We start from the raw sequence: 13,689 nt of genomic DNA on the forward strand, positions 1-13,689 counted from the left end.
TCCAGCAAGCGCAGCGCACGCCAACGAGGCAGCTTACCTGCGGCCGTCGCCGCAGGTCAAAACGCTCCCCGGCGCAGCGGCACCGGTCAGGACAGCGTGTCCTCGGCCGCGGTGACCATCGCGAACTCCTCGTCGGGCGAGTTCGACACCAGCCGGTGCCGGCTGTACACCGCGAAGTACAGCATGAACAGCGCGAACACGCCCAGGCAGCACAGCGCGGCGACCACGTGGACCAGGAACGTGGCGATCACCGCGAGCGAGGCGATGACCAGCGCGAACCCGGTGGTGACGATGCCCCCGGGCGTGCGGTAGGGGCGGTTCATGTCCGGTTCGCGCCGGCGCAGCACGATGTGGCTGACCATCATCAGCACATAGCTGACCGCAGCGCCGAACACCGCCATGTTGAGCAGCAGGTCGCCCTGCCCGGTCAGCGACAGCGCGAAGCCCACCAGGCCCGGCACGATCAGCGCCAACGTCGGCGCCTTGCGTCGGTTCGTCACCGACAGCGCCGTCGGCAGGTATCCCGCGCGCGACAACGCGAACAACTGCCGGGAGTACGCGTAGATGATCGAGAAGAAGCTGGCGATCAGCCCGGCCAGGCCGATGTAGTTGACGACGGTCGCCGCTGTCGTGTCGCCCAGCGCCTCGACCAGCGGGTTGCCCGAGCCGGACATCGCCTCGGCGCCGCCCGCTCCGGGAACCAGCACGAGCACGGTCACGCAGGTGACCAGCAGCACGCCCATCGCGGCGATGATGCCGCGCGGCACGTTGCGTTCCGGTCTAGTGGCCTCCTCGGCGGCCAGCGGCACGCCTTCGACAGCCAGGAAGAACCAGATCGCGAACGGGAGCGCCGCCCAGACGCCGAGGTAACCGAAGGGCAGCAGCGACGAGGCGCCGGCAGCGTCGGTGGCGGCGATGTCGGTGAGGTTGGCCGCGTCGAAGCGGCCCACCGCCGCGATCGCGAAGACGACCAGGCCGACGAGTGCCACCGCGGTGATCACGAACATCACCTTGAGCGCCTCGCCCACCCCGGACAGATGGATGGCGATGAAGACGGCGTAGGCCGCGAGATACACCCACCACCCGTCGCGGATGCCGAAGAGGTTGAGCGACTCGACGTAGGCGCCGATGAACGTCGCGATCGCGGCCGGGGCGATCGAGTACTCGATGAGAATCGCGGTGCCCGTGGCGAACCCGCCCCACGGACCGAGTGCGCGGCGGGCGAAGGTGTAGCCGCCGCCGGCGGCGGGCAGCGCCGAGGACAGCTCCGCCATACCGAGCACCAGGGCCAGGTACATCGCGGCGATGATCACCGCCGCGATGGCCAGCCCGCCGAAGCCGCCCTGGGCGAGCCCGAAGTTCCAGCCGGAGTAGTCCCCGGACACGACATAGCCGACGCCGAGGCCCGCGAGCAGCAGCCAGCCCGCGCTGCCGGATTTCAGCTGGCGCTGCTGCAGGTAGTCATCGGAGCGCTGATGTTCCGCGACACGGCGTTTTGAGTTCGTCGACACGCTGCACTCCCTGCCTGTGTCCCGGGTAAGCCATTCAGGGACTTCTCAGAAACGCAGCCGGATAAACATGCCACCCCTCAGCGGTAGTCGATCACCACCCTGCCGTCGATGCGGCCCTGCTCCATATCGGCGAACACGGTGTTGATGTCGTCGAGGGCGGCGGTGTGCACGGTCGGGTGGATCAGCCCGCGGGCGAAGAAGTCGATCGCCTCGACCATGTCCTGCCTAGTCCCGACGATCGAGCCGCGGATGGTCAGGCCCTTGAGCACGATGTCGAAGATCGACGCCGGGAAGTCACCGGGCGGCAACCCGACGAACACGATGGTGCCGCCGCGGCGCGCCAGCCCGATCGCCTGCCCGAACGCCTCCGGGTGCACCGCGGTGACCAGCACGCCGTGCACCCCGCCGGTGGCGTTGCGCACCTCGGCGACGACGTCGGCCGTGCGGGCGTTGACGACGACCTCGGCGCCGAGGCTGGTGGCCAGCGCGAGCTTCGCGTCGTCCACGTCGATCGCGACGACACGCAGGCCCATCGCGGTCGCGTACTGCACCGCGACGTGGCCCAGGCCGCCAATGCCGGAGATCGCCACCCACTGTCCCGGGCGCGTGTCGGTGACCTTGAGGCCCTTGTAGACGGTCACGCCCGCGCACAGGATCGGCGCGACCTCGACCGGATCGACCCCGTCCGGGATGCGCGCGGCGTAAGCGGCGTTGACGAGCATGTAGGACCCGAAGCTGCCGTTGACGGTGTAGCCGCCGTTGCGTTGGTGCTCGCACAGCGTCTCCCAGCCGGTGCGGCAGTACTCGCAGCGCCCGCACGCCGACCACAGCCACGCGTTGCCGACCTTGTCCCCCACCTTCAGATCGTCGACGCCGTCGCCGACGGCGACGACGGTGCCGTAGCCCTCGTGGCCGGGGACGAACGGCGGCGTCGGCTTGACGGGCCAATCACCGTGTGCGGCATGCAGATCGGTGTGGCACACACCGGAGGTCTCGAGCTTCACCAAAGCTTCGCCGTAGTCGGGCTTGGGCAGCTCGAGCTCGTCGATCGTCAGCGGGGAACTCAGCTGGTGGACAACGGCGGCGCGCATCGTGTTCTCGGTCATGGTTCGATTCCACACCGAAAGGCCGTGCCGGATAAGGGACTTTTGGTCCACGATCGATGGCCGAACAGACACGAACTCGCACGGATCGAGGGAAATCCGTGCGAGTTCGCGTCTGGTCGCGGCAGATCAGAAGAAGCCGAGCGCCTTGTCGCTGTAGCTGACCAACAGGTTCTTGGTCTGCTGGTAGTGGTCGAGCATCATCTTGTGGTTCTCGCGGCCGATGCCGGACTGCTTGTAGCCACCGAACGCCGCGTGGGCGGGGTACTGGTGGTAGCAGTTGGTCCACACCCGGCCGGCCTTGATGTCACGCCCGGCCCGGTACGCGGTGTTGCCGTCGCGGCTCCACACCCCGGCTCCGAGTCCGTACAGCGTGTCGTTGGCGATGCTGATGGCCTCGTCGTAGTCCTTGAACGACGTCACTGCCACGACGGGACCGAAGATCTCCTCCTGGAACAGCCGCATCTTGTTGTGCCCGGTGAAGATCGTCGGCGCGACGTAGAAGCCGCCGTTCAGATCGCCGCCGAGCTGGGCACGCTCGCCGCCGGTGACCACCTGTGCGCCTTCGCTCTTGCCGATCTCGATGTAGGACAGGATCTTCTCGAGCTGGTCGTTGGAGGCCTGCGCGCCGATCATCGTCTCGGTGTCGAGCGGGTCGCCCTGCCGGACCGCCTTGGTGCGGATCGCGGCCAGTGCGAGGAATTCGTCGTAGATGTCGGCCTGGATCAGCGAACGCGAGGGGCACGTGCACACCTCGCCCTGGTTGAGGGCGAACATCGTGAAGCCCTCGAGCGCCTTGTCCTGGTAGTTGTCCGCCGCGGCCATCACGTCGTTGAAGAAGATGTTCGGGCTCTTGCCGCCGAGCTCGAGGGTGACCGGGATCAGGTTCTGCGAGGCGTACTGCATGATCAGCCGGCCCGTGGTGGTCTCACCGGTGAACGCGATCTTGGAGATCCGGTTGCTCGACGCCAGCGGCTTGCCCGCCTCGACGCCGAACCCGTTGACGATGTTGACCACGCCGGCGGGCAGCAGGTCGCCGATGACCTCGAACAGGTACAGGATCGAGGCGGGTGTCTGCTCGGCGGGCTTGAGCACGACGGCGTTACCGGCGGCCAGCGCCGGGGCCAGCTTCCACGTGGCCATCAGGATCGGGAAGTTCCACGGGATGATCTGGCCGACCACGCCGAGGGGCTCGTGGAAGTGGTAGGCGACGGTGTCGGCGTCCACCTCGGACAGCGAACCTTCCTGTGCGCGAATGCATCCGGCGAAGTAGCGGAAGTGATCCACGGCCAGCGGGATGTCGGCGTTGAGGGTCTCGCGGATCGGCTTGCCGTTGTCCCACGACTCGGCGAGCGCGATGGATTCGAGGTTCTCTTCGATGCGGTCGGCGATCTTGTTGAGGATCACGGCACGCTCGGCGGCCGAGGTCTTGCCCCAGGCGGGCGCGGCGGCGTGGGCGGCGTCGAGCGCCTTCTCGATGTCGGACTCGTCGGAGCGCGGCACCTCGGTGAACGACTCACCGGTCACCGGCGTCGGGTTCTCGAAATAGCGGCCCGCGTTCGGCGGGACCCACTGACCGCCGATGAAATTCTCGTAGCGGGGCTTGAACGACATCAGCGAGCCGTCGGTCCCCGGTCGGGCATACACAGTCATAGTGGTACTCCTGCTCGTGTGGTGTGCGTCACTGAAGGTACGCGCGCCACCGTTGCAGCACGGTTGCATCGTGCGGCGCAGTTCAGCCGAGCTCGAAATCCAGTCCCGCGAGGTGCCCACCGGCGCGGGCGCGGGCGACGGCGTTCAGGCCGGCGCAGTCGCGCAGCGCCTGCCACCCGTCGCGGTCGTCGCGGCCTTCGGGCAGCTCGAGCCAGCGTCGCAGCAGTCCGGCGCGGCCCTGCGCGCTCTCGGCGAGCACGGCCTCGCGCAGCGTCGCCGACAGCTGAGTTCGCAGCCGCGCCACCGCCGGGGACACCGACTGGGTGAGCAGCGGCCCGGTGTACCGGTTCAGGGCCGCCTCGACGTCGCCGGCGTCCAGCGCGTCGAAGACCTCGCCGATGTCGCTGGTGATCGGCGCCAGTAGCCGGTAGGGCCGCGAGCCGAGGGTCTCGGCGCCGATGACCTTGCGCAGCCGCGACATCTCCGCGCGCACGGTGACGACATCGAGGTCTTTGTCGTCGAGCAGGACGGCGAGGTGGTCGGCCGACAGGCCCTCGGGATGCCTGCTCAGCAGCACCAGGATGTCGGCGTGTCTGCCGGTCAGATGGGTGGCCTGGAGATGTCCGTAGCTGTCGGTGGTGACCCAGCGGGGCCGGTCCCCGCCGAGTACCACCAGGTGCGGCTTGCGGGCCGCCGGTTCGGCCGCGACGCCGGACACGCGCAGCAGCGCCAGGTGGTTCTCGACGGCCACCGCGGTGGCGCGCACCAGCGCGAGCGTCTGCGACGACGCGACCTGCGGGCCGCCGGTCAGATCGATGGCGCCGAGCAGCGCCCCGGTGGTCGGGTCGTGGACGGGTGCGGCGGTGCAGCTCCACGGCTGCACGATGCGGGAGAAGTGTTCGGAGCCGTGGATCTGCAGCTCGCGGTCCAGCGCGAGCGCGGTCCCGGGGGCGTTGGTGCCGGCGCCGCGTTCACTCCAGTCGGCGCCGGGCACGAAGTTCATCGCCTCGGCTTTGCGGCACGCCGTGGGGTCGCCTTCGACCCACAGCAGCGTCCCGTCGGCGGCGCTGACGGCGACCACCACACCGGAGTCGAATGCGTCGTTGACCAGCAGCCGGCGGATGACGGGCAGAGCGGGCGCGAGCGGGTGGGTGTCGCGCAGCCGAGCGATCGCGGTGACGGCCTCGGCGGGCCGCGCGCCGTGGAAGTCGGGATCGACGCCGACGGCCAGGCTGCGCTCCCAACTCTGCGCGACCACCGGGCGCAGCGACGACGTCAGGTAGTCGGCGTCAACTTCACCGGCGATGAACCGTTCGTGCACTGTCCGCAGCGTCGACGGAGACGGGCGGGTCGTCGCCCGTCCGTTCGTCGTCTTCGCAGTTGCCACGCGGCGTTCCTCAGTGTCCGCCATCACACCCGTCGCCAGCCTAGCCCAGTCAGTACTGTGCGACCCCCGATCGGCTCCCCTCCTCCCGGGGGCCGCACAGACTGCGGCGGGGCTGCTCAGGCGCCCCAGGCGTTGGCGGCCGAGCGGTCGGTGGCGGCGACGTCGTCGGCGCCGTCGCGGACCGCCGTGCCGAGGCTGAACAGAATGTCGTTGAGCGCCGCGGCGGACCGCTCCCAGCGGTCTTGCTCGACGCGATAGGCATCGGCCGCATCGCGCGTCCAGGTCTGCTGCAGCGGGGCGATCTGCGCCCGCAGGTCGTCGAGGGCGGCGTTGAATCGCGCCGACGTCAGATGGATCTGCCGGCGGATGGTGTGCTCGATCTCGGCGAAGTCGTACGACAGCATCGGATCCATGGCTTGTCCTCCTCTAGAGATGGGCGGCCACGGAACCGATGGCCTGAGAATGGCCCTCGGTGGCCTCGCGCAGAACGCGCTCGTTGTCGCGGATGGTCTCGGAAATGCGCTGCAGGGCGGCGTGCAGCCGCAGGGACTCGGCGTTCCACCGCTCCACCACCTCGCGGAATCGGGCGGCGGCGACCCCGCCCCACACCGATGCCGGCACACTGCTCATCTCCGCGATGAACAACTGCAGCATCGACCGGATCTCTTCGTTACGCGCGTCGGTCCGGCCCGCCACCGCCGACATCAGATCGAAGTCGGTGGTGAGAGCGGCACCCGAGGGTCCTGACGGGATCGGCATCGCTGATCCTTCCGTGCTGGTCGGTATCTGGTTGGTCCTGTACTGAGTTGGACGCACCGGCCTCCGATTCGGTTCCGTTGTCCGCGATCGATTTTCAGCGCACTGCCCGGGCGCTGCGCACCGCGCGCACGCATTCCTCGCCGAGACCGCCCGTCGGCCGCCGGCCGCCCTGGCAGCCCACGGCGATCCGCACGTCGCCGTCGACGACCACCGCCCAGTCGGTCTGGCCGGCGGCCCGCAGTTCGCGGTAGGTGACCGCCGGGCGGTCGCCCACCGTGGCGTCGGCCCGGAAGTCCACGAACACCCCGACCGGCGCGAGTTCGATAGCCGAGCGCAGAGATTCGGCGACATCGCGCAAGGACGCCGGTCCGGAGGTGACCGACTGCGTCAGGTGCAGCGCCGATGTGCCGCCGGGTGCCGACACCTGGACCCGCGCCGAGCCCGGTCCCGCCGTGACGCGGCGCACGGCCCAGCCGGCCGGCACGTCCATCGCGACCCGGCCCTCGGTCAACAGCACCCACTGCGCGGGCGCCGGGTTCCGGGTCCACCACGGAAGCGTCCCCGCCAGGGCGAGCGCGCAACCGGCGAGCACCAGGTCCAGACCGTCGGCCAGGATGCTGCGGGCCAGCACGGGGCGGACGTCGGCGGGGGTGAGCGNCGGCGCGCACCACGTGCTGCCTGCCGCTGCGCTCATACGGTCGACCCGACGGAGCCGTGACTCCTGCGGGCACATCCAGCAACGCGGGACCGAGCCCGCCCAGAATGTCTGGCAGCGAGACCTTTTCGCGGTCCAGGATACGCACCGGGGACCCGGGTTGGTGGACCACGACGAGGTCGCCGGCGAGTTCGACGACGGCGCCGTCGTGTGCGGCAGCGAGCAACTCCGCCCGTCGCAACACCACCACGTCGGACGTCAGCTCCCGCGCGGCGGTGGTGACGGTCGTCGTCGCAGACATCGGCCACCAGGTCGGCAACACCAGCGCCAACGTCTGCGGCCGCGCACCGCACGCGGCGGCCAGCACATCACGCCACAGGTCCGCGATCTCGACGATTCGGCCGTCCACGACCGCCAGCCGATCTCCCCGGCAGGTGATCGCCTGCTCGGCCCATTCCGCCGGCACGGCCTCGGGTCCCCGCACCGTCGCCGGTCCCACCTCGACGACGACGGGCGTCACGGCGGGTCGAGCCACCCGACCTGGATCAGTTCGTCAGGGCGACCGCGCACCGAGAGTGTGCCGCGGCCGGCGGGAAGAGGCCCCGGACGCGTCGTGCCGATCGGGATTCCGTCATCCGGCGCCGCGCTCATCATCAGCCCGGAGCACCCCATGTCGCGCAGGCGGGCGAGCATCGGGTCGAACAGGGCGCGGGCCGCCCCACCAGAGCGGCGCGCCACGATGACGTGCAGGCCGAGATCCTTGGCGTGCGGCAGGAAGTCGGCCAGCGGGTTAGCGGATTGCCGGTGGCCCCGGCGACGAGGTCGTAGTCGTCGACGATGACGAAGACCTCGGGTCCGCTCCACCAGGAACGCTCGCGCAGCTGGCGCTGCGTCACGTGTTCGTCGGGCATGCGTTCGGTCAGCCGGGCGGTCAGCGTCGCCAGGCGGGCGGTGAGCGCCACCGGCGACGCCGAATAGCCCGCCAGATGACCGGTTTCGACGACACCGAGCAGGGTCCGCCGGTAGTCGACGATCTCCAGCGACACCTGGTCCTCGCCCTGGCGCATCAGCTCCGCGCACAGCGTGCGCAGCAGGGCCGTTTTGCCGCACTCCCCGTCGCCGAGGATCAGCAGGTGCGGGTGGTCGGCGAAGTCGAGGGTGACGGCCCGCAGATCGCTTTCCCCGATGCCGATGACCACCTGTCCGCGCCGCCGCGGGCCGCGGGTGATCGTGTCGTGGCGGACCAGCGTCGGCAGGAGTTCGACCCGCGGGACGGTGATCCCGTCGGGGTGCCGTCGGACCGCACCGGCGGGTGGGCGGGCGATCACCATCTCGCGGCCGTCACGGGTGAGGCCGCGGCCGGGCGGCGCAGTGGCCAGGTCGCGGGCGCGCCGCCGGTCCATCTCGGATTCGGCGGCCTCGCCGAGGCGTAACTCGATGCGCGTGCCGATCTGGTCCTTGAGCGCGGGCCGCAGATCGGCCCATCGGGATGCGGCGAGCACGACGTGCACGCCGTAGGAGAGGCCCCGGGCGGCGAGCGCGGTGATCGCCGCCTCGAGGGCGTCGAAGTCCTGCCGGACGGTCGACCATCCGTCGACGACGAGGAAGACGTCCGCGGGCCGATCGGTGGGCTCACGGACGTCGCGGGACTCGGATTCGCGAGCACTCAGCACCGTTTCGACGTGAGCCACCGCGCGGCGGCACAGATCCGCGTCCCGCCGACCGGCGACACACCCGACCTGCGGCAGATCGGCCAGCGTGCGCAGCGTGCCGCCGCCGAAGTCCAAGCAGTAGAACTGGACTGCCCGCGCGTCGTGGGACGCTGCGAGCGCGGAGACCAACGTGCGCACCGTGGTGGACTTGCCCGACTGCGGGGCGCCGATGACCGCGACGTTGCCCGCCGCACCCGAGAGGTCGATGGTCAGCGGCTCGTAGCGCTGCTCGAACGGGCAGTCCACGACGCCGATCGGCACCCGGAGGTCGCCGGCCGGGGCGCCGCGCAGCAGGTCATCGAGGGCCGGGGACTGCGACAGCGGCGGCAGCCACACCCGATGCGCGGGGCGGCCCCGCCCGGTCAGGCGGGTCAGCACGGTGCCGAGCACCGGCTTCGAGGCAGCGGTCCGCGCGCGCGCCTCAGACCCCGTGGCGTAGGTGAACCGTTGCACCACAGCGGCACTGGCGTCCACGGGTTCTGCAGGGGTGTACCGCCCCGAGACGAACGCGGTCTGGAACCGGGTGATCTGCTCCGACGCCGTCTTCAGGTAAGCGGCGCCGGGCTGCGCGGGAAGGTGGTAGGCGTCGGGCACCCCGAGCACGGCGCGGGAGTCGGCGGCAGAGAACGTCTTCAAGCAGATGCGGTAGGACAGGTGAGCCTCCAATCCGCGCAGCCGGCCCTCGTCGAGGCGCTGGCTGGCGAGAAGCAGGTGCACCCCCAACGATCGACCGAGGCGGCCGACCGCGACGAACAGGTCGGCGAAGTCGGGATGGCGGCTGAGCAGCTCGGAGAACTCGTCGACGACGATGAACAGCGAGGGCAGGGGCGCCAGCCGGCCGTCGCGGGCCCGGATCCTCTGGTATTCGGCGATGTTCGCGACGTTGCCGGCCGCTCGCAGCACCTCCTGGCGTCGCATGATCTCACCGGACAGCGCGTCCCGCATCCGCGCCACCAGCGGCGCCTCGTCGGCGAGGTTGGTGATCACCGCCGACACGTGCCGGGCCTGATCGAGGCCAAGGAATGTGGCGCCTCCCTTGAAGTCGACCAGGACGAGGTTCAGCACGTCGGGAGAGTGCGTCGTGATCACGCCCAGCACGAGCGTGCGCAGGAACTCCGACTTGCCGGATCCGGTGGCCCCGACGCACAGTCCGTGCGGACCCATCCCGCCGGCCGCGGCCTCCTTGATGTCCAGCTCGACCACGGCACCGTCGTCTCCGACGCCGATCGGCACCCGCAGCATCGCCGCACCGGTGCTCGCGGCCCAGATCGCCTCGGGCTCTGCACCCTCCGGATCGTCGATCGCCATCAGCGACAGCCAGTCCGCGGTGGTGCGCCGCGGAGCGCCCGACGGTGGGAGCCTGCCGGCGATGCGGCGGGCACACGCCTCCGCCTCGGGCAGGGACAGTGTGTCGAGATCGGCGTCGACCGGCGAGCCGTCGGCATCCACCGACACAGCCACCTCCGGACCGGCGGGCCGGATCGCGAGCACGGTGACCCCGTCTCCCTCGGCTGCCGGACTTGCTCCGTCGGCGACGACGAGTCGGTGCCGCGGGGTACCAGTGCGACTGTGCGGCAACCACTTCACCCAGTCCCACTCGCTGCGGGTGCGGTCATTCGACGACACCGCGATGCCCAGCATGTCCGGCGGATGGGCGATCACCGCCTGGCACAGCACTGCCCGCGCCAGCGCCCGGCCCCTGGCGGGATTCCCGGTCACCGTCACCCTGCGCACCGCCGGCAAGGACACCAGCACGGGCACGCCCCCGACCGATGCGCGGTCCTCCAGGAGGTGGCACACGGCGCCTGCGGTGACCGGATCTTCGTCGGTCCCCGACGCGGGCGCGGTGAGCGTCGTCGCCGCCGGCGCGGTGCCGATACCCAGCCGGACCGCAAGGCATTCGGGATGCCGGTCGTCGCGGTGCCACATCCGAACCGAGCCGGCGATGGTCCACAGCGCCGCGGGGTCGGGGTGGTGACGGTGGAGCCACGCATGCTGGTCGACCGCCGATGTCGCCAGCACGGCGTCGACGGAGTCCAGATACCGTAGATACTCGGCGCGGGCGGCGTTGATCTCGGCGGTGCGAGCGCCGCCCCGGCCGCTGTGGACGAGCATGCCGACCACCGACACCAGCATCATCACCGGCAGGAACAGCATCATCGGGCTGCGGGCCACCCCGTTGCCCGATCTGAGATACATCGCGGACATACCGACCATCGCGGCGATCATCGCGATCGGCATGAGCCGGGCGAGCGGGCTGACAGGGGTGGCATCCGGAAGCGGCGGCCGCGCCTCGAGAGCGATCCGGCCGCCCGGCGGATGCGCGGGTTCCATGCTTGTGTAGACGCACCAGGTGCCCGGCGCGTTCCGCCAGTTGGTCGCCAATTTTCGTGCGTCACACCCGTTACGGAGCGAGTTACGTTGCCTGCGTGATCGATACGGTGTGCCGGGTGACTGTCCATGAGCCGGTGCGGCAGACGACCGTCGACGTCGTGGTGCCGACGGGATGCGCGGTCGGTGTGCTGCTGCCGTCGATCGTCGACGCCGTGCTCGGTGCGACGGACGCGCCATCGGAAGCGATCCACTGGTTCCTGACCCGTCCGGGCCGGGTACCGATGGATCCATCGGCGACATTGCGGGACAACGCCGTTCGCGACGGCGACCTCGTCCTGCTGACCGCGGCGCCGCCGCCTACGCCGCGGGTGCGGCCCGGCGATCCGGCGGGTGTCGTGAGCGCACTGGTCCGGGACCCCGTCCCGCGCCGGACGGGCCCGGCGGCCGCGGTGGGTCTCGCGGTGACCGTCACGCTGGCGGCGGCCCTGGCCTGGTCGGGCTGGGTGAGTGAACAGCAGTCGGCGCTGTGGGTCGCGGCGGCACTGTGCGCGGGGAGCGCCGTCGCCGCCGCCACCGAGTGGGCACCGCAGCCGTTGTGCACCGTGCTGTCCGTCGGTGCGGTCGTGCAGGCGGCGGTGACGGGCGCGTTGTCGGGTGTAGGCGGGACGTGGGCACCGGCGGCGCTCCTGGCCGCGGGTGCGGCGCTGTTGATGGCAGTCACGCTGGCGCGCTCGCGAACCGGCGCGGCGACGGCCCTGTCCGGATGTGCCGCGACGGCGGGTGCCGTCGCCGCGGCCGCGGGGGTACAGGTGGCCGTCGCGTCGGGCGTCGGGGCGACCGGCGCGCTGCTGACCGTGCTGTCACTGGGTCTGCTGTCGGCCGCGCCGACGTTGACCGTCGTGGCCGCGGGACTCGGACCGGCGCGGTCCACCGTCGACGCCGGACGCGCGCAGACGGCCCACCGCATCTTGACGGGTTCGGTGGCCGGCTGGGCCTGCACCGCCGTCGCGGGTGCCGTCCTGGTCGCCGCCGACGCGGGGGTGCCGCGGGTGCTCGCCGCCGCGTTCTCCGCCGTCGTCGCCACGCTGCTGCTGCTGCGTCAGCGCGTGCACGCCGATCCGACCCGCCGGATCTCGTTGTCGGCAGCGGGATTCGCGGCCCTGGCGGTGACCGTGTGGGTGAGTGTGACCGCGGCCCCACACTGGGCGCCGTGGTGGTGCGCGGCCGTCGCCGCGGCAGGGGCGGCCGCCCTGCCGCGGTGGCTGCGCGGAGCGTCGCCGAACCCGATGTCCCGCTGGGTTGTTCATCTTGCGGAGTATGCCGCCCTGGCGGCGGTGGTCCCGCTGGCCGCGTGGGTGGCGGGCGTCTACGACGCGGTCCGCGCGATGACCCTGCCATGACCCGCCTCGGCAGGCTGTGCGCGGTGACGGCGCTGACGGCTGGACTGACCCCGGTGCCGCCGGCCCATGCCGCCATCACTCCGCCGCCGATCGACGAGACCATGCTTCCCGCAGCAGGTCCCGCGCGACCGCCGCGTCCCACGGAGCAACACGAAGACTGTGTGGCCACCCGCGCCCCCACCGGCCGGGGCCGCATCCTCGACGATCTGCCGACCGTGTGGGCACTCACCCGCGGCGCCGGACAGACCGTCGCGGTCATCGACACCGGCGTGGCCCGCCATCGCCGCCTCCCCCACCTGGTCGAGGGTGGCGACTTCGTCGCCGTCGCAGACGGGACCGCCGACTGCGACGGACACGGCACGCTCGTCGCCGGCATCATCGCCGCCGCTCCGGATCCGGCAGATCCTCGCGGGTTCGGCGGAATCGCGCCCGAGGTGTCGCTGCTCTCGATCCGGCAGTCCAGCAACAAGTTCCGGTACACCGACGGGGCGGGCCCGGGGGTCGGCGACGTCGAGACGCTGGCTGCGGCGGTCCGGCTCGCGGCCGACCTCGGCGCCACGGTGATCAACATCTCGTCGGTGGCGTGTCTGTCCGCGGACTCGGGGCTCGACGACCGTGCGCTCGGCGCGGCACTGGCCTATGCCGTCGACGTCACGAACACCGTCGTGGTCAGCGCGGCGGGTAACGTCGGCGCGGCCGGGCAGTGCCCCGGCCAGAATCCCCGGGAAGCCGCGGGCGGCGACGCGGTATCGGTGGTGGCCAGCCCCGCGTGGTACGACGACTTCGTGCTGACCGTCGGTTCCGCCGCGGCCGACGGGTCGGCGTCCGATTTCAGCCTGGCCGGGCCGTGGGTCGACGTCGCGGCGCCCGGCGAGAACATCGTGTCACTCGCGTCGGCGGGTGATGGCCTGGTGGACTCCTCTCCGTCGGGAAACGCGCTGTCGGGCACCAGCTATGCCGCTCCGCTGGTCGCCGGGATCGCCGCGCTGGTCCGGACGCGGCATCCGGAGCTGACGGCGCGGCAGGTGATGGCGCGCATCGAGGACACCGCGCGTCATCCCGCTGTCGGATGGGATCCCGCGGTCGGTCGCGGTGTCGTCGACGTGCTCGCGGCGGTCGGCGACGCGGCCCCGAGTTCGCCGCCCCGCCCCGCGACCGCGCTGTCGGACAGTCCC

9 protein-coding genes and 1 pseudogene are annotated in these 13,689 nt (G+C 71.2%); 2 read left to right on the top strand and 8 right to left on the bottom strand.

Features of this window, described 5'->3' with window-relative positions; translation table 11 throughout:
- Positions 1–86: 86 nt before the first annotated feature.
- From eat to eccCa, 8 genes and pseudogenes are all read right to left on the bottom strand, one after another.
- Complete coding sequence (gene eat, locus MCHUDSM44219_RS17105) at positions 87–1,511, bottom strand: ethanolamine permease (protein WP_048419442.1); 1,425 nt, start codon at positions 1,509–1,511, stop codon at positions 87–89.
- 77 nt (positions 1,512–1,588) lie between these two features.
- Positions 1,589–2,617, bottom strand: coding sequence for an alcohol dehydrogenase AdhP (adhP, locus tag MCHUDSM44219_RS17110; protein ID WP_201778153.1), 1,029 nt, complete (start codon positions 2,615–2,617; stop codon positions 1,589–1,591).
- Between the two features lie 126 nt (positions 2,618–2,743).
- Positions 2,744–4,267 (bottom strand): aldehyde dehydrogenase, encoded by a 1,524-nt coding sequence (gene adh / locus MCHUDSM44219_RS17115; protein ID WP_048419443.1) that lies wholly within the window; start codon positions 4,265–4,267, stop codon positions 2,744–2,746.
- A gap of 82 nt (positions 4,268–4,349) precedes the next feature.
- Positions 4,350–5,678 (bottom strand): helix-turn-helix domain-containing protein, encoded by a 1,329-nt coding sequence (locus MCHUDSM44219_RS17120; protein ID WP_172506322.1) that lies wholly within the window; start codon positions 5,676–5,678, stop codon positions 4,350–4,352.
- A gap of 92 nt (positions 5,679–5,770) precedes the next feature.
- Positions 5,771–6,067: a WXG100 family type VII secretion target gene (locus MCHUDSM44219_RS17125; RefSeq protein ID WP_048419444.1), complete on the bottom strand. Its 297-nt coding sequence runs from the start codon at positions 6,065–6,067 to the stop codon at positions 5,771–5,773.
- 13 nt (positions 6,068–6,080) lie between these two features.
- Complete coding sequence (locus MCHUDSM44219_RS17130) at positions 6,081–6,413, bottom strand: WXG100 family type VII secretion target (RefSeq protein ID WP_048419445.1); 333 nt, start codon at positions 6,411–6,413, stop codon at positions 6,081–6,083.
- Between the two features lie 94 nt (positions 6,414–6,507).
- Positions 6,508–7,044, bottom strand: coding sequence for a type VII secretion-associated protein (locus tag MCHUDSM44219_RS31725; RefSeq protein ID WP_413783618.1), 537 nt, complete (start codon positions 7,042–7,044; stop codon positions 6,508–6,510).
- A 540-nt stretch (positions 7,045–7,584) separates the two neighbouring features.
- Positions 7,585–11,114 (bottom strand): annotated as a pseudogene (eccCa, locus tag MCHUDSM44219_RS17140) (type VII secretion protein EccCa).
- 116 nt (positions 11,115–11,230) lie between these two features.
- Between eccCa and eccD the strand changes: the two are divergent.
- Complete coding sequence (gene eccD / locus MCHUDSM44219_RS17145) at positions 11,231–12,514, top strand: type VII secretion integral membrane protein EccD (protein ID WP_157868772.1); 1,284 nt, start codon at positions 11,231–11,233, stop codon at positions 12,512–12,514.
- Positions 12,511–13,689 (top strand): type VII secretion-associated serine protease mycosin (gene mycP, locus MCHUDSM44219_RS17150; RefSeq protein ID WP_048419447.1); only part of this gene is annotated, 1,179 nt, incomplete at its 3' end. The genes eccD and mycP, both read left to right, overlap by 4 nt.

It is taken from the genome of Mycolicibacterium chubuense (assembly GCF_001044255.1).
Lineage (GTDB): Bacteria > Actinomycetota > Actinomycetes > Mycobacteriales > Mycobacteriaceae > Mycobacterium > Mycobacterium chubuense.